Genomic DNA, 19,929 nt, shown 5'->3' with positions numbered 1-19,929 from the left:
AAGATGAAACTGAAAACGATGTCACTTTATGCTGCCCTGCTGTTTAGCGTGGCAGGCAGCGCCACGGCGCAGGCAAAAGAACTGACGGTAATGATCTCCGGCGGGTTTAAAGCGGCGTGGGATACGCTGTCGCCACAATTCGCAAAACAGGAAGGGATCACCATCAACACCGTTGCTGGTCCGTCAATGGGTAAAACACCGCAAGCCATTCCAGCCCGGCTGGCACGCGGTGAACCGGCTGATGTGGTCATCATGGTTGGCGATGCGCTAAGCAATCTGCAAAAAGAGGGCGCGACGCTGCCAGGCTCACGGGTTGAACTGGCGGACTCCCGCATTGGCGCCGTCATTAAAAAGGGTGCCACACCCATTAAAATCGGCAGCGAAAGTGAGTTGCGTACTGCCCTGCTGAATGCCTCTTCCATCGCCTATTCTGACAGCGCCAGCGGCAAATATGTCAGCAGTCAGCTGTTCAAACGGCTGGGCATTGAGGATCAGGTTAAAGGCAAGGCGGTAGAAGTTGAACGCATCCCGGTCGCTTCCCAGGTTGCTGAAGGTAAATACGCCATCGGGTTTCAGCAGGTCAGTGAGCTGTTGCCTGTTTCAGGCGTAACCTTCATTGGTGAACTGCCGGACAAGCTGCAATACACCACTCGTTTTGCCGGTGCCGTGGTGCGCAGGTCAGCACAGCCAGATGAGGCAGCGAAGCTGCTGCACTGGCTCGCCTCGCCCGAGGCTCAGCAGGCTGTCCACGCCAGCGGCCTGCACACCGTGAAAGCGTCAAAACCGGTTAAAGTCGCTGATACTGTTCAATGATCAGGTTCTCCAGTTCGCTGGCGATATGTGACAGTATCCGGCCATTTTTGCGCAGCAGGCCCACAGTGCGTTTCACCGGTGGATCGGTTAACGGCACCGCCGTCAGCAGCGCGTGCTCGTAGCCAGGTAGCGACATGGCGGGGACGGCAGCAATGCCGAGCCCCGCCTCAACCATCCCCAGCATAGTTGTCACGTGCCGGGTTTCACAGACACAGGGCTTCTCCGGCATAACAGCCTGTAACGCCTGATCGAGCAGGTTACGGTTGCCGGAGGTTTTATCCAGCCCAATCCATTCATGCTGATAAAACGCCTGCCAGCTCAGGCTCTTTTTGCCTGCTATCGGATGGTCTCGCCTGCAGGCCGCCACGTACGGGTCATCCATCAGCGGCTGAAAATGCACATCCGGCTGCGAGCGGCTGGAAAAACTGATGCCGAAGTCAGCCTGCCCGCCAATCACCGCGTCATAGACGTTAGCCGCACTGCTGTCGATCAGTTTCACGCGTACGCGGGGATAGCGCACCTGAAACAGCCGGATGATGTTGGGCATGAAATAGTAGGCCGCTGACGGCACGCAGGCCACAGTAATCAGTCCGGTGCGGGCTAAGCTCACCTCACTCAGATCGGCCATGACCTCTTCAAAATCGGCCAGCAGCTTTTCCGAACGCTGAGCAAACGCATGCCCTTTCAGCGTCAGCGTGACGCGGCGTGTGGTCCGCTCAAACAGCTTAATACCCAGCGTGGTTTCCAGCTTATCGATGCGGCGGCTTAGCGCCGACTGTGAAAGGCAGATCGATTCCGCCGCCAGGCGAAAATTGCCAAACTCCACCAGCGCGCGAAAGGCGTAGAGATCGTTGAGATCGAAATTAACCGGCATGGTTTTCTCTTCCCTTAACCTGCATCAGACTTTTGTTCATCATTTTCATCGCCTTCCGTTTGACCAAAGTCGGACACGAATCTGCTGAGCAGCTGTTCCAGCGTTTCACGATCGCTTTCCGGCCAGTGCCGGAAGACGCGCTGATAAACCTGCACACGTTGCGCATCGATTTTATCCGTCATCGCTCTGCCATCCAGGGTGATTGCTGCCTCGTTAATTCTTTTGTCCTGCCGGTTTTTCTGCCGCTTAACCAGTCCGGTTTCTTCCAGTTTCGCGACCTGACGACTGACCGTGCTGTAGTCACGCCCTACCCGATCGGCCAGTTCACCCACGCCGATCGGCCCGAACCGGCTGACCTGCACCAGAAGCGGAAAAAGCGCCCGATCGAGGTCGATACCCGCCGCTTTAATCATCGCTACATCGCGCTGGGGCCGGTTAAGCGCGCCAGCAATCGTCAGCAGACAATTGTGCAGCGCATCGTATTTATGTGTATTTTGCACACTTTTCATTGACGCCATCCAGAGGCAGGAATAATGTGTGTACTTTACACTTAATTGCTTATTATTAGAAGGATAGCAACCTATGAAAGCAGCCATCATTCGTCAGGCCGGTCAGAAACCACACTATGGGGATTTCCCCACTCCTCAGCCCGCTGAAAACCAAATGCTGGTTCGCGTGAAAGCCGCCGCCATGAGCCAGCTGGTCAAAGCACGGGCGGCAGGCACGCATTACAGCGCCACTGCGCCCTATCCTCTGGTGCCAGGCATTGACGGCACCGGTTACCTCGAAAACGGCGATGCCGTTTACTTTCTGACCTTTGGTACCGCGTCGGGTAGCATGGCGGAAAGTGTGGTGGTCAATGCCCGCTGCGTCATTCCGCTTCCTCCAGCGCTGGACCCCGTGGTCGCCGCCGCGCTTGCCAATCCAGGCATGTCTTCATGGGCCGCACTCACCCGCCGGGCTGAACTGCGCAAAGGGGAAACCGTGTTGATTAACGGCGCAACCGGCACATCCGGCCGCCTGGCGATTCGCATCGCCCGCAGTCTTGGCGCGGGCAAAATTATTGCGACCGGCCGGAACCCGGAGATACTGCAGCAACTGCTTAATGAGGGCGCAGACAGCGTCGTGACACTGGATGCTATGGCCGCTGAACTTCCTGCCCTGATGGCAGACGGCATTGATGTGGTGCTGGATTATCTCTGGGGTGAGAGCGCGCTGGCGATCATGGAAGCGGCGGTGCGAGGCGGTGATCATGTCGTTCGCTTCGTTCAGATTGGCTCACTCAGCGCACAGGAGATTCCTTTGCACAGTCATTTGCTGCGTGCATCCGGGCTGACACTGATGGGGAGTGGTCTGGGCAGCGTATCCAACGCAGACCTGATTGACTCACTGGCAGAACTACTACAGGCTGCCGGGCAGCACGGCTTTTCGGTGCCTTTTAAACCACGGCCTCTTTCTGAGGTGGATACAGCATGGGATGAAGATGACAGCCGCTGTCGAACAGTGTTTACGCTGTAGTCACCCGCGGCATCAACAGCGCGGGCCTGCCTGTCGGGTAGACTTGCCACTAACCTTCGGACGGCATCGGATGCAGAAAACGGTCAGGATAATCGGGCGTGAGAGCATGCTGCTCGCTATAGCGGCCAAACAGCTTATAGCGGTTTAACGCGATGCGGTCGTAAGCCGCGTTATTGATCACGTCCGGAAAGTGACGCAGCACCGCCAGCCCGCGCCAGGGTGCTGGCAGGTGCTGCATAACACGGAAAACCGCCTGCGCCCGCAGCCAGTGCTGATTACCATCAATGTAGACAAGGGTGGTGATATTCTCTTCCGGCAGTCCGGCCCAGCGCAACAGCGCTTTGCCCTGCTCGCTCTGCACCGAGGCAAAACGGACCTGCCGCGCCAGATGGTGGCGCAGCAGAAACTGAACCCAACCATTACACAGCTTACAGACGCCGTCATAAAGCACGGCGCTTTCACCGGTTTGCAGATACGGGGGCGACGACATCCTGCAACTCCTCACTCCTCTGATGATGAGCTGAAGTGTAGCGGGTTCTGGTCAGTTGCTGTTGCAGCCAGTGGATAACGGCAGCGTGATCCTGGGCGCAGGCATCCACCTCAAACAACGGCCCCAGCGTCATTGGCCTGGCCTGTTGTGCCAGCTGATGAAGTTCAGGCAGGTACTCAGCGCCTGGATGCCCCGGCAGTCGCTGGGTCAGTCGCGCCTGATAGCGCGCCACCGCCACCTCCGGTTCAATCTTCAGCCACAGCTCAAGCACCTCTTCGACGCCCGCCTGTTGCAGTCCCTGCTCCAGCAGCGCGCGCGGCTGAAAACCAAACCAGGCATCGATCAGCCAGACCTGACTGGCGGGTGCCTGTTCGACGATGTTCCAGATCGCCTGATAGGCCGCGCAGCCCAGTTGCCGGTTACGCTGCCGATCGACCGGCGCAAAAGCGTGCATAAAAGGCTCTTTCAGGCTGTCCAGCGTCAGCACCGGCCAGCCAAAGTGTTGTGATAGCGCGTGCGTCAGGGTGCTCTTACCCGACGCCGGAATGCCGTTAACCAGCACCACGCGTTTAGGGGGGATATTTTGTGTCATAGGATATCGATAACCTCCGCGACACTGCTGGCCCGACGTAACCGGACCAGCGTCTCCTCATCCTCCAGCAGCGACACAATCGCGCGGATCCCCTCTTCAATGTGGGCGTTGCTGTCGCGCGCGCCAAACATAATCACAATGTCCGCTTTATCACTGCCCTCAAACGAGATCGGTTCATTCAGCAGGATCATACTGAAACAGTCGCGGATCACCCCCGCTTCCGGCCGGGCATGAGGAATGGCAATTCCCTCCTCAAACACATAATACGCCCCATGGGCCAGGGTGTTCGCGATCACCGCATCCGGATAGGTGGCGTCGAGATAGCCGCCGCTAACCAGCGGTTCGGCGGCCAGCGCGATAACCTGACGCCAGTCCGTGGCGTCGATGCCAATCTGAATGGCGTTGGCCTCTTGCAATAACTGCTTAATCGTCATCAGCTCTCCTTAAATCGACTGGCGAACCACATTGCGTAATTCATCGATTTTGACAAACAGCGCATCAATTTCATTACGATAGCGACGGCTTTTCGCAAATAAACTTAATGCCCGGTTATATTCCAGCATTAATTGTTTTTGCGTTTCGCCATCACGCGGGTTAATTGCGAGCTGCTGCTCCAGTTGCGTTATTTTCTCGCGACTGACTTCCGCCAGATGATCCTGCTGCTGCTCGCTGGGTTGTTCCGCAGCCGGAGACTTTTTTAAGAATCCAAACATAGGCTCTCCTGCCCCCTATATGCCGGGGTGTCTCAGATTAATAGTGATGATAAAAACGTTTAACGCAATAATTCGGTGATGGCGACGCGGGTAATTAACGGAATAACTGCATCTTCTCTACCAGCACATTGGTCACTGCATCATTGGCGGGCACCAGGAAATTACGCACGCTGTCATTGACCTTGCCTTTCTCAAAGGTCGATTTGCACTGCGCCACCCACTGCACATTCATTTCGGTGCCGACATTGACCTTCTCAATCCCGCTGCTTACCGCCAGTCGCATATCTTCATCGCTGACGCCGGTGCCACCGTGCAGCACCAGTGGCGTGTGGGTTGCCGCCGTAATATCCGCCAGGCGCTGATGCTGAATATGCGCCTTCCCGGTGTAAAGGCCATGTACGGTGCCGATTGAGATTGCCAGCATATCAACGCCGGTCTCTTCAACGAAACGGCGTGCATCTTCCACCGGCGTAAACGCGATCGCCTCCATCTCCACACATTTACCATCTTCCGAACCGCCAATCGCACCCAGTTCCGCTTCAACTGAAACATTATGCGGACGCGCCATATCAATCACCCGGCGGGTATTGGCAATATTCTCTTCAATCGGCAGATGTGACCCGTCATACATCACGGAACTGAATCCGGCATCTATCGCCGTCTGAATCGCCGCTAAATCGGAACAGTGATCGAGATGCAAACAGGTCGGCACATTCATACTCTCCGACAGCGATTTAATGGCATCGACCAGCAACTTATGACCGAGATATTTCGCCGTGCCGGTGGAGATCTGAATCATTAAGGGACTGTTGGTCTTCTCTGCCGCTTTAAAATAAGCGGGCAACATTTCCAGGCAGTGAAGATTAAAAGAACCCACCGCTTTAAAGTCACGCTGTTTAGCCAGCTTTAACAGGTCGGCGAAATTATAAAGTTTCATGGATTTTTTCCTCTTGAGGTTTGGTGGATTTGCCGTTAACAAACCAGGCAAGCGCGGTAACAAAAGCAATAAACAGGGCAACAAACAGCCAGTTATTCTGGAAGGCGTGGCCGAGTACCAGGCCGGTACTGATGACGTCCGAGTCACTGAAGGTCACGCCGGTGAAGCCGTAGCTCTCCAGCATTGGCACCAGGATGGCGGGCAGAATGGTGATAAAGAGTCCGTGGACGAAGCCGCCGATCATCGCGCCGCGTCGTCCGCCCATGGCATTACCAAAGACCCCAGCGGTGCCCCCGGCAAAGAAGTTGGTCAGCAGTCCCGGCAGGATCATCGCCAGTCCAAACATCGGGAAGACGAGCATGCCAACGATGGAGCCGAGCGTGGTGGCGAGGAAGCCGACAATCACCGCGTTCGGGGCGTAAGGAAACATCACCGGGCAGTCCAGCGCCGGTTTGGCATCGGGTACCACGCGCATGGCGATGCCCCGGAAAGCAGGCACCAGCTCGTTGAGCAGCAGGCGGACACCGCTGTAGAGCACAAAGACCCCGGCCACGAACTGAATCGACTGCATAAAGGCGTACATCAGGTAGTTCATGCCGTTGCTGTACTGGGCAATGAATGCCGGACCGGCCGCCACGGCGGGGATCAGGTACATCGGCACCATCACCAGCGCCATCGACAGATAGGTATCCTGCAGAAACTTAAAGTTATCGGGCAGCTTCAGGTCTTCGGTGGAGCGCGATCCTTTGCCCACCACCTTGGCGACCGCCGCCGTGACCAGATAGCCAATGGTGCAGAAGTGACCCAGCGCCACATCGTCGGAGTCGGTGATACGCCGCACCACCGGCTGTGCCAGCGCGGGCATCACGACCGCCATGATCCCGCCGAAGATGCCGCCGGTCAGGATCAGCGGCAGGCCAGTCAGCCCCGCTTTGTAGCCGATGACAGCGCCAATCGTCGCCATCCACAGCAGGGCCTGGCCCGTCAGGAAGATATACTTAAAGGGTGTCAGCCGCGCGATGATGATATTGACGATAAAGATCACCAGCAGCGTCAGCGCCACTTCAGATCCCAGCTCACGGTTAGCCAGTCCGGCGATAGCGGCTACATCGGTGATATAACCGCGCATGCCAAAACCGTGGGTAAAAATGGTATTGAGGAACGTCAGCGTCCCCACAATAATATTGATACCCGCCATCATAATTAAAAAGCCGAGCAGGGTTTTAAAGGTGCCTTCCACCACCTTGCCTGCTGATTTCTTCTGCAGCAGCAGACCAATCAGCGCAATAAACGCGATCAGAATTGAGGCCTGCCCCAGCAGATCTTTTACCAGAAAGTCGATCACACTATTCATGGGCAGCGACCTTCTCGTTACGTTCTTTTAAAAAGGCCAGGATCTTCTGCTCTATTTCCACTTTATCGGTGAGCCGGTTAAGAATAATGACCCGTTTAATCTGCTCCGGACTGGCGTCGGCATTTAATACATCGGCAAAGGCTTTTTGCGTCAGGATCATATCTGACTTAAATGCATTCGCTTCTGAAATGGTGGTGTGATCGATATCAGCCTCAATTTCCAGTTTTTTTAATACTGCTTTTGCGCTCATCTCAATCGCAAAACTGGAGCCTAATCCACAACCACAGACACATAATATTTTCAGCATGGTTTTTCCTCACACTATATTGAGTTGTTTAGCGAGTTTGTAATGGTGCCCGTCAATATCGACCAGGCGTTTTTGCATGCTTATTAAATCAATCGGGATCGGTTTATTGCTGCCATTAATAATGACCGCTTTATTCCGCATGCCTGACTGAATACAACGCACCACTTCACTGGCCATAATGGTGCCCTGATAAATTTCTTCGCAGGTGGGATCACCATTGCGCAGTCCGTAACCGAGAATAGTTTTACGGATGCGTACGCCAATAAGCGGCTCAAGCTGTTTGATCAAGGTGTCGATCGCCCCCTGAAAACCGGGCGAATATTCACGGGTGTAGCCTTCTGAACAGAGGATGACCACGCTGTTCTGTTCGGCCAGCCGTCCGGTGATGCGCTGTGCCAGTTGTGGCAAAGGAATCTGGCACTCCGGAATCAGGGCGATATCCGCATTGGATTTAATCGCCGATTGCAGCGTTAATTCGCCGCAATAGCCGCCGAGTAACTCCAGCATAAAAACCCGGCCCGGTAAGGCGCGGCCGGTATTACGCAGCTTTGCGACCTCTTTTAATACCTGCTCGCAGGCGGTAGAAAATCCCAGCGTGTAATCACTGCCGAAGACATCATTATCGATGGTCATACCGACGCCGAAACAATTAACGCCAGACTCCGACAGGATGTGGAGAAACTGCAGCGATCCGTCACCACCCGCCATGATTAATACGTCAATACGTGCGCTTTTCAGCTGGCGCGCAATTAAATCATATTCGCTGCGCACCAGTTTCTTTTCCGTCCTTCCGGACTGCATCACCGGAATCGGGGCGATGGCAAAGTCGAGCAGATCGCGCTGGCTGATATCACGATGGTTATTTGCCAGAAGGCCGGGAATGCCGCCGTCAAATATCACCATCTCAGCCTGCGCGAGACGCCCTATCTGGAAGACAAAGTTATTTATTCCGGTGACATCCCCGCCACTGATCACCATTCCAATGCGCATTTCCCTCACCCCGCTGGCTTACTCTGCTGAGGGCCATTCTTCCGGTTCACGGCGTTGCTATTTGCAGAGGAGATCACAGTTACGCGCGGTATTTTTCGGGCAGGCGTGTTGACAGCAGTAGCTTAAGGCCTTTATTTGTGAGCTGAGTCACTCTATTCCAACTTATTACTTCACGGACGAATCAATACAAATCATCAGCTTAGGTTGCCGAACAGGTTTTTGATTTGGCCAACAGAATAACGAATGATCGGGCATAAAAATGGCATTGCGAATTTGTGACTTTCACCTCATTTTTCCCGGTTCTGGCCCGGTTCAGGCGATTAAAATAGTTTTTATCGGGAGGGCTGGATTATTCAGTGCACGTAAAAAAGGGAATATTTCAGGAGATGCAGGAAAGGAAGAAAAATGAATCAGGGGCGCAGCGAGCTGCTGCGCCCCACACACTTATTTCGCGTAAGCTTCGGTAGACAGCGTCAGGGTGACGTCGTCGCTTACCGCCGGGACATATTTGTCCAGCCTGAAGTCAGAACGCTTGATGGTGCCGGTGGCATCAAAACCAATCGCCTGCTTCTTCACCATCGGATGCTCGCCCTGCTTGTTCAGCGTGGCGTGCAGCGTAACAGGCTTAGTGATCCCTTTCAGGGTCAGGTTACCTTCAACGTCAAATTTGTTGTCGCCCTTTGCAACCACTTTGGTGCTGTGGAAGGTCGCAGTTGGGTATTTGGCCGTGTCGAAATACTCAGCGCCTTTGAACTCTTTGGTCAGCGCCGCAACATGGCTGTCGATTTTGCTGACTGGCAGGGTTACGTCAACGCGTGATGCTTCCGGATGATCTTTATCAAACACCAGCGTACCGGTTGCATCCGGAATATCCGCGGTAGGATTTGAGAAGCCAAAATGGTTCCAGGCCACAATGACAGACGTATGCTCAGGATTCAGCTGGTAGTGCATCGCCTCAGCCTGAGATAACGGGGCGTAAAGGGTAGCAGCGGCTAACAGGGGCAGTGCGATACGTTTGAAGTTCTTCACAGTCAATTCCTTATCCGGACAAAAGTGAACTGAGTGTGGTTCAGTTAGCCCGAAATAGACAGTGAAGAGATTTGTCCGTAATTTTCAAATAAATTCAGCAACTTTATATCGGGCGCTATACATTTTCTCCCCCGGTAAACAGCACGCGCCAGCGGCGGCGATCCTGAATCAGTGTGCGGTGCAGCTGTTGCAGATCGGTAAGGGTCAGCGCCTCTATCTGCGCCGCATCCGGTTCTGCCAGACCATTTTCACGGCGTAACTGCGCCAGTGGCTGCGCCACTTCCCGGCTCAGCAGACGCGTTTTCAGTGCCACCAGGTCACACTCTGCCAGCGTCTCGTTAAGGGAACGCAGGAAGTTGCGGCAGTAGCGCAACAGTGACAGCGCGCTGTAATCGGGCGACTGCAGCGCAAACACTACGCCATCTTCATCGGCACAGCGCATATAGCGGCTGTTAACGACATACCCTATAGGTTGTTCAACCCGATAGCGCTGGAAGAAACGCGGCTCGTAGATCAGCGCCAGCGCACGTAATGCCGCAAGCTGTTCAGGACGGTGCAGTGGAATAAACAGCAACAGCGCGTTGTCCGTACTGGCGTGCAGCAGACGCGTCATGCCCGTTTGTGTGGTCATGCGTTTTGGTGGCGTGTCAGGGTTAACCGGCAGCGACAGCGCGCTCAGCCGCCGGGCAATCAGCGAATGCAGCGCCGCGTTGCCGCCTTTAAGCGCCGCCCGCCAGCAATCCGGCGCAAAGGTCGCTGCCAGCTGATAAGGCAGCTGCTGCTGCAGCGCGCGGATTGCGATGCTTTCGACAGGTGACGGCAGGTTTGCCTCAACCGGCAGCGACAGTGCACAGACAATCTGGCTCAGCGCCTGATCAGTGACCGCCTCATCTGTCGTCAGCTGAAGCGTGAGCTGCCATACGCCCTCTACTTCCTGCCAGCAGCCGTTACCGCCCTGGTGACGCAGCGCAGCAAACAGCGGACGCAACCGCCGCCCCAGCGCTTCGCCCACCTCGGCGGTAAACGTTGAGTAAAACTCGGGTCGCAGAATCAGCACGGGGTTCGGGTTATCTGACTGATAATGCGGTAACGCCACCGACTCTTCGGGCAGGGGATCAGGCGTAATGGCGACATTAAGCGGATAGAATGTGAAATTCACCGCGGGCAGCGCGTCAGGTGGTGCTGGCTGCCAGTGGGTCAGTGCCAGACTGTAACCCTGTGTGATGAGGTTTTCTGATGGCGGTTGCGGCGTACAGCAGAGCAGGGTGCCCGGCGCGCTGTTAAGCCTCTCCAGCAACAGTAGCAGTACAGGCAGCGTTTCATCAGGCGCAAAGCCAACGGCGCGCTGACGGAGTTGCTCCATAAGTGACAACGTCACAAATCGTTGCTGACTAAGCTCATGATAGTGCTGATGCTGTGCCTCACCGATCTGGCTCAGTGCCTGCAGGTAGCTATCAATCAGCGCATTCACGGTTTCTGGCATCTCAGTTTCGACACCCAGCGCCAGCCAGAGCGCACCGCCTGCCTGATAGATCCACTTCAGCTCCAGCGTTTCCGCCAGCCCCTGCTCGCGCAGCGTTGCCAGCAGCGATCCGGGTGCCTCATCCAGCAAAAATTCACGCCACAAAGTGACACCGTCACTACTTTCAATCAGCCAGGTGCGCCATAACGCTGGCGAGGCGCTATCCGCCAGTCGCCAGCAGGTCTGGCTGTTCAGCTGCGGCGGTGGCAGATCCTGTTGCCACTGACCAGCAGGCAGCGCGCTGGCAAACTGACGTGCCAGCTGCTCCAGTTCATCCAGTGACTGCGGTCCCTGAAGCCAGAGCCGCATATTACTGGCGAAATAGTAACGCTGATGGAACTGACGCAGCGCCCGTTGCAGCGCAGACATCTCGTCGCCAAAGCTCGCCCGGCTGCCGATATGGAAGCGCTGAAATTCCGCAGGTGATTGCGCGGAATGCAGCAGTGCCGCTTCGATGCGGGATGGCTCATGGCGCTGCAACAGCTGATACTCGGCGTCAATCACCGCCACTTCCTGCGCGATGGCCTGATTATCCAGCAGCGGAGAGACGAGCATATCCTGAAGTCGGGCCAGCCCGTCAGCCAGCAACGACGGCGTCACCTCAAAGAAAAACGCGCTGCGCCGGGCCAGCGTGGTGGCGTTGACCTTCCCGCCCTGGGTCTGAATCCAGCTCATCAGCCGGCCCTCATCAGGCCAGCCGCTGCTGCCGGTGAACAGCAGATGCTCCAGCAGATGCGCCAGTCCGGGCCAGCGTTCTGGCTCATCGTGGCTCCCTGCACCCACCTGAATCAGGGCAGCGGCCTGGCTGGCATCTGCCTGATGCACCAGTTCAATCATCAGACCGTTTATCACCAGGCCGCGCGTTTTCATCAGAGGTTCCGTGTTTTGTAGATCAGTTGCGAGTTGCTGCGGTTACGGAACTGCAGCTGACCAATTTTAATGTCGCTGCAATCCGCCTCACGCCGGGCTTCAAGGATTTTGCCGTGATGCGGCGATTTGCTGCAGACCGGATCGGTGTTGTCGGCATTGCCGGTCAGCATGAAAGCCTGACAGCGACAGCCGCCAAAATCTTTCTCTTTCTCATCACAGGAGCGGCACGGCTCCGGCATCCAGTCGAAACCGCGATAACGGTTAAAGCCAAACGAGTTATACCAGATATCGTCCAGGCTTTGCGTCAGTACAGAGGGAAATTCCACCGGCAGCTGGCGCGCACTGTGACACGGCAGCGCCGTGCCCTCTGGCGTCACGCTGAGGAAGATAGCGCCCCAGCCACCCATGCAGGGCTTGGGTCGCTCTTCGTAGTAGTCTGGCGTCACAAACAGCAGGTTGGTCAGATTGCCGGTGGTGCTCATCCGCTCACGGTAGGTTTTCACCACGGCTTCCGCACGGGCGATCTGCTCACGTGTCGGCAGCAGACCTTCACGGTTAAGCTGCGCCCAGCCGTAGAACTGACAGGTCGCCAGTTCAACGTCATCTGCCTCCAGCTCAATACAGAGGTCAATGATTTTATCGATCTGATCGATGTTATGACGATGCAGCACGAAGTTCAGCACCATCGGATAGCCGTGGGCTTTCACCGCTTTCGCCATCTCCAGCTTCTGCTGAAACGCTTTTTTCGATCCCGCCAGCGCCGCATTCAGGGTTTCGTCACTCGCCTGGAAGCTGATCTGGATATGATCCAGACCCGCTTCGCTGAACGCATCCAGCTTCTTCTCGGTCAGGCCAATGCCGGAGGTGATCAGGTTGGTATAGAAGCCAAGGTCGCGCGCCGCCTTGATCAGCTCAGGCAGATCTTTTCGCACCAGCGGCTCGCCGCCGGAAAATCCGAGCTGAACGCTGCCCATCGCGCGCGCCTGACGAAAGACTTCGATCCACTGCTCAGTCGTCAGCTCCTTCTCCTGCTGGGCGAAATCCAGCGGGTTAGAGCAGTAGGGACACTGCAGCGGACAGCGATAGGTCAGCTCTGCCAGCAGCCAGAGCGGCGGATTCACACCAGGTTTATGCGGGGTCACGGAACTGTATCCACTTCTGTTCATAGGCTGACTGCAGGAATTCTAAGACGTCCGGACCCACGCCGCCCGCTTCCGGAAAACGGTTATCCAGGGTCGCGATAATCGCGGCGATATTCTGTTTGCCATCCACCAGCTCAAGAATGGCGGCGGCGGTTTCGTTCAGCTTTGCCATGCCTTCAGGATAAAGCACCACGTGCGTATCCTGAGCAGCTTCCCACTGCATACGGTAGCCGCGACGAAACGCGGCAATCGAGTTTTCATTCATCTGTTATACCAGTCGGGTGGTGTGCCACGCCGCCTTGTCTGTGACGGTGTGATAAGGCGGACGTTTCAGCTCGTAAGCCATGGTCATGGCGTCCAGCATGCTCCATAAAATATCGAGCTTAAACTGCAAAATTTCCAGCATCCGGTTCTGCGTTTCAGCGGTAGTGAAGTACTCCAGCGCCAGCGCCAGACCATGCTCCACATCGCGGTTCGCCTGACCCAGGCGGCTGCGGAAGTAGAAATAGCCCTCTTCTTTGATCCATGGATAGTGCTGCGGCCAGCTCTCAAGCCGTGACTGGTGGATCTGCGGAGCGAACAGTTCGGTGAGCGAGCTGCAGGCCGCCTCCTGCCAGTTGGCGCGGCGGGCGAAGTTAATGTAAGCATCCACCGCAAAACGCACGCCCGGCAGCACATGCTGCTCTGACAAGAGTTCTTCGCGCGTCAGACCGACCGCCTCGCCCAGCCGCAGCCAGGCCTCAATGCCGCCCTCTTCGCCATTGCTGCCGTCGTGGTCAAGGATGCGCTGAACCCATTTGCGGCGGGTCGCCGGATCGGGACAGTTAGCCATGATCGCCGCATCTTTTAGCGGAATGGTGGTCTGGTAATAGAAGCGGTTTGCCACCCAGCCCTGAATCTGCTCGCGCGTGGCCTGACCGTTATGCATCGCAATGTGATACGGGTGATGGATATGGTAGTAAGCGCCTTTGTCGCGCAGGGCCTGTTCAAAAGCCTGTGGTGACAGCGTGTCAGTGATCTGCATGATTTAGCCCTGAAGATGGATCGCCATCCCGTCCCAGCTCACCTCTATTCCCTGCCCCGTCAGAAACTGACGCTGCGGTGACTGCTCGTTAAGGATCGGATTGGTGTTGTTAATGTGGATCAGAATTTTGCGTCTGGCCGGCAGAGACGCCAGCAACGCCATCAGTCCCTGCTCTTCCGCCAGCGCCAGATGGCCCATCGCCTTGCCGGTGTTGTGACCCACGCCGGTAGCCAGCAGCTCATCATCCTGCCAGACGGTGCCATCAATCAGCAGGCAATCCGCTTTTTGCAGCCACGGCAATATCACCGCATCGGGCTCGCCCAGACCGGGTGCGTAGAGCAGCGTCTGGCCATTCGCCCGGTTTTCAATAAACAGCGCCACGTTGTGGCCGGCAAGCGGCCTGTCGCGGAAGGGCGAGTAAGGCGGTGCATTGCTGATAATGGGAATCGCCGTGAACTTCAGATCTGTGCAGACATCGACGCTGAACGGCGTCAGTGGCGCAATCGGCCGGTGCTGTAAGCCGCCATTCCAGTGGGTGAGCATCGGAAAGATCGGGAAGCCGGTGCTGAGGTCAGCATGCACTTCCGGCGTACACCACACCTGATGCGGGCAGCCTTCACGCAGGCTCAGTAGCCCGGTGGTGTGATCGATCTGGCTGTCGGTGAGGATAATCCCCCCAATCGCCGTGCCGCGCAGCACGCCCTGGCGGGTCAGTTCTGGCGTATGCAGGATCTGCTGGCTGATATCGGGTGAAGCGTTGCATAGCACCCAGTCTTCGCCGTTATCGCTCAGGATAATTGACGATTGCGTGCGTGCCTGGGCCTGAATCGTGCCATTACGCACGCCGTGGCAGTTGGCGCAGTTACAGTTCCACTGCGGAAATCCGCCACCCGCGGCTGAACCGAGGATTTTGATAAACATAGAGGAAAACCAGAAGTTGAAAAAAAATGCCCGCTCAGAGGGCGGGCAGAACGATTAACGGTTGGAGATGTACAGAGTGACTTCCAGACCGAGACGCATATCAACGAAAGTTGGTTTTTTCCACATGAGTTACTTCCTCTTGGTTAACAGTAAAAAAGCTGTCTGAAATCAGCGTGACCGGCAATGAATGAGACGGCCGTCACAATTTCCAGGCAGATGTTGCGCCAATGGCGCGTCGGGATCAAGTCCGGAACGTAAGGAAATTGTTATCACAGCCCGGTCAGTTGTAAAACCCGCTGCCAGTTTCCCCATGCCAGTTTCTCAGTCAGTGTCTGATCATAGCCTGCTTCCTGAAAAGCAGCGAGCAATCGCGGCATTCCGCTGACATCGCCCAGCGCTGCTGGCGGGGTAATTCCGTCGAAATCGGAGCCAAACGCCACATGGTCGCTGCCCATTATCTTCAGGAGGTGATCACAATGCTTAACAATTTCTGTTAATGGCGTGTCAGCGTCGCGTTTACCGTCGGCGCGCAAAAACGCATTGCCAAAATTAATGCCGACCAGACCGCCGCTGTCGCGGATCGCCAGCAGCTGGTCATCGGTCAAATTGCGCGGTTGCGGACAGAGGGCGTGCGCGTTGGAGTGGCTGGCGACCAGCGGCGCAGTGGAAAGCCGGGCGGTTTCCTGGAACGTCTTCATGTTCATGTGCGACACGTCGATCATCATCTTCAGTTCACCCGCCTGCTGAATCAACCTTTCGCCGGCAGCGGTCAGGCCCGGTCCGGTGTCGGGCGAGCCGGGAAAACTGCCGCTGACGCCTTCACCAAAGCGACTGCGCAGATTCCAGAATGGCCCGATGCTGCGCACCCCCGCCTGCCAGAAGGCGTGCAGCTGTTCGCCCTCCTCGTCCAGCGCATCAGCACCTTCAATGTGAGCCACCATCGCCAGTACACCGTCGGCGCGACAGGCAATAATATCTTCACTGCTGCGGCAGAGTCGCGCCCGCCCGCCTGACGCATCGGCCAGCTGCTGCAGGATCTCAAGCTGTTGCCACATGATCTCCAGCGGGCGATACGGCTCATCGGCCCGAACCGGAACGGTGCGGGCGATATATTCCTGCGGCGGCACAAAGATCGCAAACAGCCCGCCACCCATTCCGCCCTGCTGAATGCGCGGAAAGTCGAGATGCCCCCGCTCAATACCCTGATAAAACGCCTGCGCGGGCGCATCACGATGATGCAGCCAGAGGTTAAGCAACAGATCGTTGTGACCGTCAAAAATCAGCATAAGCGTCCACCCAGTTAAACAGGCGACCATGCTAACCCCACCAGGCGGATTCATCAAACCAGAGCGCACGGAGGGTGTTGTCACTTTTGCACATCAGGTTGTCAGCGTTGCGCGCGCGGTTTGCAGGGCTTGTCGTCAGACTGGTAAAAAAACACAAGGAGAATACTATGCTGACCCAACCTGCTGATAAATATCGTGCCTCTCCGGTCGTGTCTCTGCCCGATCGCCAGTGACCTTCACGCCAGCTCACCCAGGCCCCGCGCTGGCTCTCCACCGATTTGCGTGACGGCAATCAGGCGCTGGCAGAACCGATGGATCGGGAGCGGAAGATGGCATTCTGGGATCTGCTGCTGCGCTGCGGGTTCCGCGAAATTGAGGTCGCCTTTCCCTCGGCGTCACAAACGGATTTCGATTTTGTGCGCGACCTGATTGAGCAGCAACGCATCCCGGCGGATGTGACGTTACAGGTGCTGACTCAGGCACGCGAGGATCTGATTACCCGCACGTTTGCGTCATTACAGGGTGTTCCGCGTGCCATCGTACATCTCTACAATGCTACCGCGCCGCTGTTTCGTGAGCGGGTATTTAAACAGAGCAAAGCGGAAATCGTAGAGCTGGCCACCGCGGGCGCACGCCAGATCCGCGCGGAATGCGAGGCGCAACCCGGGACTGACTGGACCTTTGAATATTCGCCTGAGACCTTCTGCTTTACCGAGCCGGAGTTTGTGCTGGAGATTTGCGAGGCGGTAGCCGATGTCTGGCAGCCTGACGCGCAGCGGCCGATGATTATTAATCTGCCCGCCACGGTGGAGGTGAACACACCCAATGTCTATGCCGATCAGATTGAATTTTTCTGCCGTCACTTCAGCCGTCGTGACGCCGTCTGTATCAGCGTGCATCCGCACAACGATCGCGGCACCGGCATAGCCTGTGCCGAACTGGCCCTGCTGGCGGGCGCTGACCGGGTCGAGGGCTGTCTGTTTGGTAACGGTGAGCGTACTGGCAATGTGGACCTGGTGACGCTGGCGCTGAATCTCTATACCCAGGGCATTTCGCCGCAGCTCAATTTCAGCCAGATGCATGAGGTGATTGAGGTGGTGACACGCTGCAACCAGTTGCCGGTTCATCCCCGTCATCCCTATGCGGGTGAACTGGTCTTTACTGCCTTCTCGGGTTCTCATCAGGATGCAATAAAAAAAGGCTTCGCCATCCGCGCCGAACGGCAGGAGAAAGTGTGGCAGATGCCCTACCTGCCGCTGGATCCAGCCGACATTGGCTGCAGCTATGAGGCGGTGATCCGTGTGAACAGCCAGTCGGGAAAAAGCGGTGCTGCCTGGCTGCTGGAGCAGAATCATGGATTACAAATGCCACGTTCGCTGCAGCAGGATTTCAGCCGCTGTGTTCAGCATGAGACAGACCGGCACGGTGGCGAGATGACGCACTACGCGCTGTGGCAGCTCTTCTGCCATCAGTATGGTGTCACACGGCCCATGGTGGCGTTACAGCGGGCGGACAGCCAGAGTGACAGCGGCGGGCAGACGCAGATCAGCGCCAGCGTAGTGGTTCAGGACCGCTCACTGACACTGACCGGCAGCGGCAATGGCTGGCTTTCTGCGGCGGTGAATGCCCTGCGCAGCGCGTTTGATTTGCATCTGACCATTGAGGACTATCACGAGCACACGCTGGGACGGCGCAGTGACAGCCGCTCGGTGGCCTATATCAGCTGTGTGGATGTCCGTGGTGTGCGGGCCTGGGGAGTGAGTATTGATAACGACACGGCCCGTGCCGCATTGCAGGCGCTGCTCAGCGCGGCAGGCCAGTTTCTAGAGGGGGAAAATAGTCCGTGGGCGCAACGCCCAGCAGACGACGAAACATCGCACTAAACGCACTGGGGCTTTCATAGCCCAGCTCCAGTGCCACCCGCAGCACGGAGTCGCCCTGCGCCAGTCGCGTCAGGGCGATGGCCAGACGGGCGCGCCGCACCCAGTCACTGAACTGCAGGCCAGTTTCGCGCATGAAATGACGGGCCAGGGTGCGGCCCGAAACGTTAAGGTGGGCGCTGGCGCGCAGCAGCGTCCAGTTTTCACCGGGTGTCTGCTTGATCTGCTCGCACAGCGCCTGTAAACGGGGGCTGTTGGGTGTCGGCAGTGCAAAAGGCAGCACATCCATGCCGCGAATCTCATCCAGAATTAACTCCATCACCCGCTCAGCCCGGCTCCCGGCGCTGTAGTGCTCCGGCAGGCTGAGGGCCGTGACGATTAACTCACGCAGCAGCGGCGAGATCTGTACCACCTGACAACTGGCGGGCAGATCGGCGCGCGCCAGTGGGTCGATAAACAGGGTACGTGCCGCCACGCTGCCGGTAATCTGCAGCGCATGGCGGGTAAAAGCCGGGAGCCAGACGCCGCGACTCGGCGGCACAACCCAGCTGCCAAACTCTGTCTCGACCCGCACCACGCCGCTTAAAGTATGGATCAGCTGGGCGCAGGCGTGATGATGCCAGGGTTCGCTGGCCCCGTGCAGGTAGTCGTGCGCCAGCGGCACCAGCGGGCGCGTACTGAAGTCAAAATGCTGCTGACTCATTGCGCCTTCAGGTAGCGGTAGATGACCGCCAGATCCTCTTCGCCGTGTCCGGCGTCAACCGCCTGCTGCCAGAGCTGCGCGATGTTCTCCAGCGCCGGTAATGGCGTCTCTGCCGCATCCAGCGCCAGGCGGGCATCTTTGAGCGCCCAGATCAGATGCATCTGCGGTGTATAGTCGTCGCTGGCGATCATCCCAAGCTTCATTTTCGCATAAGGCGCAGCCAGTGGACCGCCCTCCAGCACCTGCCAGAGATCGTCGGTGGAGAAGCCGAACTGCCCGGCCAGTTTGGTACTCTCCGCCAGGCTCTGCATCATGCCGATCAGCCAGCTGTTGATGACCAGTTTCATGCGGCTGCTCTTGCCCGCCTCACCCAGCCACTTTGTCCCTTTACTGATGGCGGCAAACACCGCATCTGCCGCCTGCGCCCGGCTCTGATCGCCGCTGGCCAGCACCAGAATCTGTGCGTTCTCTGCGGGCGCTTTGGTGCCGGAGACCGGTGCGTCGATCAGTAAAAGATCGGGCCGTTTTTCTGCGAAAAAGGCGATCAGCGCGTCGGTTTTCTCGATGCCAATGGTACCCATCTGGCACAGCGTCGCGCCCTGCTTAAACGCCTCTTTCGCCTGATGCAGCACCTGCTCGGTGGTGTCGCCATCGGAGAGCATGGCAATCACCACATCCGCCTGACGCACCGCCTCTTCCGGCGAGTCAGCCAGCTGTAAACCGGCCTCCAGCAGATCCTCACCGCGTGCGCGGGTACGGTTCCAGCCGTGTACGCGAAAGCCTTTTTTCAGCAGGTTGGCGGCAAATGCGTGCCCCATTGCGCCTAATCCCAGAACCGCCACTTCAGGTTGTTGCATGTTGACTCCCCTGGTTTATCTGTCTGTATCCGACCCTGTCGGATGATTTATCACGGAAAAGCTGAATTCCAGCCTGGCGGTAAACCGAAAAAAAATCCAGCCCGAAA

22 protein-coding genes and 1 pseudogene are annotated in these 19,929 nt (G+C 57.0%); 3 read left to right on the top strand and 20 right to left on the bottom strand.

The window, feature by feature from the left end; translation table 11 throughout:
* Positions 1 to 3 precede the first annotated feature (3 nt).
* Entirely contained in the window at positions 4 to 813 is an 810-nt protein-coding gene (locus H7K52_RS05095) for a molybdate ABC transporter substrate-binding protein (protein WP_003853528.1), read from the top strand.
* Here H7K52_RS05095 and psrA read toward each other — a convergent pair.
* Together psrA and H7K52_RS05085 are read right to left on the bottom strand one after the other, a co-directional pair.
* Positions 788 to 1,687 carry an L-proline-binding transcription factor PsrA gene (gene psrA, locus H7K52_RS05090; protein WP_003853527.1) on the bottom strand — a complete coding sequence of 300 codons (900 nt, stop codon included), beginning with the start codon at positions 1,685 to 1,687 and terminating at the stop codon, positions 788 to 790. The two genes, H7K52_RS05095 and psrA, sit on opposite strands and share 26 nt — an antisense overlap.
* Positions 1,688 to 1,701: 14 nt before the next feature.
* Positions 1,702 to 2,196 carry a MarR family winged helix-turn-helix transcriptional regulator gene (locus tag H7K52_RS05085; protein WP_008925160.1) on the bottom strand — a complete coding sequence of 165 codons (495 nt, stop codon included), beginning with the start codon at positions 2,194 to 2,196 and terminating at the stop codon, positions 1,702 to 1,704.
* Positions 2,197 to 2,269: 73 nt separating this feature from the next.
* Here H7K52_RS05085 and H7K52_RS05080 point away from each other — a divergent pair, with 73 nt between their 5' ends.
* A complete protein-coding gene (locus tag H7K52_RS05080; protein WP_182629778.1) occupies positions 2,270 to 3,205 on the top strand; it encodes a quinone oxidoreductase family protein in 936 nt (311 codons plus the stop codon).
* 49 nt (positions 3,206 to 3,254) lie between these two features.
* On the opposite strand, the gene H7K52_RS05075 is transcribed toward H7K52_RS05080, so the two are convergent.
* From H7K52_RS05075 to H7K52_RS05000, 16 genes are all read right to left on the bottom strand, one after another.
* A complete protein-coding gene (locus H7K52_RS05075) occupies positions 3,255 to 3,695 on the bottom strand; it encodes a thiol-disulfide oxidoreductase DCC family protein (protein WP_182629777.1) in 441 nt (146 codons plus the stop codon).
* Complete coding sequence (locus H7K52_RS05070) at positions 3,664 to 4,287, bottom strand: P-loop nucleotide/nucleoside kinase family protein (RefSeq protein WP_003853517.1); 624 nt, start codon at positions 4,285 to 4,287, stop codon at positions 3,664 to 3,666. The genes H7K52_RS05075 and H7K52_RS05070 overlap by 32 nt, the downstream gene beginning before the upstream one ends.
* Positions 4,284 to 4,721 carry a PTS sugar transporter subunit IIA gene (locus H7K52_RS05065; RefSeq protein ID WP_008925156.1) on the bottom strand — a complete coding sequence of 146 codons (438 nt, stop codon included), beginning with the start codon at positions 4,719 to 4,721 and terminating at the stop codon, positions 4,284 to 4,286. The genes H7K52_RS05070 and H7K52_RS05065 overlap by 4 nt, the downstream gene beginning before the upstream one ends.
* Positions 4,722 to 4,730: 9 nt before the next feature.
* Positions 4,731 to 5,000: a hypothetical protein gene (locus H7K52_RS05060; protein ID WP_003853512.1), complete on the bottom strand. Its 270-nt coding sequence runs from the start codon at positions 4,998 to 5,000 to the stop codon at positions 4,731 to 4,733.
* A 94-nt stretch (positions 5,001 to 5,094) separates the two neighbouring features.
* Positions 5,095 to 5,937 (bottom strand): class II fructose-bisphosphate aldolase, encoded by an 843-nt coding sequence (locus H7K52_RS05055; RefSeq protein ID WP_003853511.1) that lies wholly within the window; start codon positions 5,935 to 5,937, stop codon positions 5,095 to 5,097.
* Complete coding sequence (locus tag H7K52_RS05050) at positions 5,924 to 7,291, bottom strand: PTS sugar transporter subunit IIC (RefSeq protein WP_008925155.1); 1,368 nt, start codon at positions 7,289 to 7,291, stop codon at positions 5,924 to 5,926. The genes H7K52_RS05055 and H7K52_RS05050 overlap by 14 nt, the downstream gene beginning before the upstream one ends.
* Positions 7,284 to 7,598 carry a PTS sugar transporter subunit IIB gene (locus H7K52_RS05045; RefSeq protein ID WP_003853506.1) on the bottom strand — a complete coding sequence of 105 codons (315 nt, stop codon included), beginning with the start codon at positions 7,596 to 7,598 and terminating at the stop codon, positions 7,284 to 7,286. Before H7K52_RS05045 ends, H7K52_RS05050 begins: the two co-directional genes overlap by 8 nt.
* 9 nt (positions 7,599 to 7,607) lie before the next feature.
* The gene (locus H7K52_RS05040) at positions 7,608 to 8,588 is read right to left on the bottom strand and encodes a 6-phosphofructokinase (protein ID WP_008925154.1); all 981 of its coding nucleotides are present in this window, start codon (positions 8,586 to 8,588) and stop codon (positions 7,608 to 7,610) included.
* Between the two features lie 444 nt (positions 8,589 to 9,032).
* Positions 9,033 to 9,617, bottom strand: a complete 585-nt coding sequence (locus H7K52_RS05035) for a YceI family protein (RefSeq protein ID WP_003853502.1) — start codon at positions 9,615 to 9,617, stop codon at positions 9,033 to 9,035.
* 115 nt (positions 9,618 to 9,732) lie between these two features.
* Positions 9,733 to 12,009 (bottom strand): pyrroloquinoline quinone biosynthesis protein PqqF, encoded by a 2,277-nt coding sequence (gene pqqF, locus H7K52_RS05030; protein WP_182629776.1) that lies wholly within the window; start codon positions 12,007 to 12,009, stop codon positions 9,733 to 9,735.
* On the bottom strand, positions 12,009 to 13,175 hold the full coding sequence (pqqE, locus tag H7K52_RS05025) for a pyrroloquinoline quinone biosynthesis protein PqqE (RefSeq protein WP_003853499.1): 1,167 nt from the start codon (positions 13,173 to 13,175) through the stop codon (positions 12,009 to 12,011). The genes pqqF and pqqE overlap by 1 nt, the downstream gene beginning before the upstream one ends.
* Positions 13,138 to 13,416 carry a pyrroloquinoline quinone biosynthesis peptide chaperone PqqD gene (gene pqqD / locus H7K52_RS05020; RefSeq protein WP_003853497.1) on the bottom strand — a complete coding sequence of 93 codons (279 nt, stop codon included), beginning with the start codon at positions 13,414 to 13,416 and terminating at the stop codon, positions 13,138 to 13,140. Before pqqD ends, pqqE begins: the two co-directional genes overlap by 38 nt.
* A 3-nt stretch (positions 13,417 to 13,419) precedes the next feature.
* On the bottom strand, positions 13,420 to 14,175 hold the full coding sequence (gene pqqC, locus H7K52_RS05015) for a pyrroloquinoline-quinone synthase PqqC (RefSeq protein ID WP_003853494.1): 756 nt from the start codon (positions 14,173 to 14,175) through the stop codon (positions 13,420 to 13,422).
* Between the two features lie 3 nt (positions 14,176 to 14,178).
* The gene (gene pqqB / locus H7K52_RS05010; protein ID WP_039660279.1) at positions 14,179 to 15,096 is read right to left on the bottom strand and encodes a pyrroloquinoline quinone biosynthesis protein PqqB; all 918 of its coding nucleotides are present in this window, start codon (positions 15,094 to 15,096) and stop codon (positions 14,179 to 14,181) included.
* Between the two features lie 54 nt (positions 15,097 to 15,150).
* Entirely contained in the window at positions 15,151 to 15,222 is a 72-nt protein-coding gene (gene pqqA, locus H7K52_RS05005; protein WP_010245082.1) for a pyrroloquinoline quinone precursor peptide PqqA, read from the bottom strand.
* 143 nt (positions 15,223 to 15,365) lie between these two features.
* Positions 15,366 to 16,382 carry a dipeptidase gene (locus H7K52_RS05000; protein ID WP_105099285.1) on the bottom strand — a complete coding sequence of 339 codons (1,017 nt, stop codon included), beginning with the start codon at positions 16,380 to 16,382 and terminating at the stop codon, positions 15,366 to 15,368.
* Between the two features lie 167 nt (positions 16,383 to 16,549).
* Between H7K52_RS05000 and leuA the strand changes: the two are divergent.
* A pseudogene (leuA, locus tag H7K52_RS04995) lies at positions 16,550 to 18,265 on the top strand (2-isopropylmalate synthase).
* Here the strand turns inward: leuA and H7K52_RS04990 are convergent.
* Both H7K52_RS04990 and H7K52_RS04985 read right to left on the bottom strand, forming a co-directional pair.
* Positions 18,186 to 18,965, bottom strand: coding sequence for an AraC family transcriptional regulator (locus tag H7K52_RS04990; protein WP_033762954.1), 780 nt, complete (start codon positions 18,963 to 18,965; stop codon positions 18,186 to 18,188). The pseudogene leuA and the gene H7K52_RS04990 overlap by 80 nt on opposite strands.
* Complete coding sequence (locus tag H7K52_RS04985; protein ID WP_078804381.1) at positions 18,962 to 19,822, bottom strand: NAD(P)-dependent oxidoreductase; 861 nt, start codon at positions 19,820 to 19,822, stop codon at positions 18,962 to 18,964. The genes H7K52_RS04990 and H7K52_RS04985 overlap by 4 nt, the downstream gene beginning before the upstream one ends.
* Between the last annotated feature and the right edge of the window lie 107 nt (positions 19,823 to 19,929).

This window comes from Pantoea hericii, from assembly GCF_014155795.1.
GTDB lineage: Bacteria > Pseudomonadota > Gammaproteobacteria > Enterobacterales > Enterobacteriaceae > Pantoea > Pantoea eucalypti.
This window is presented reverse-complemented; position numbering and strand designations above follow the sequence as displayed.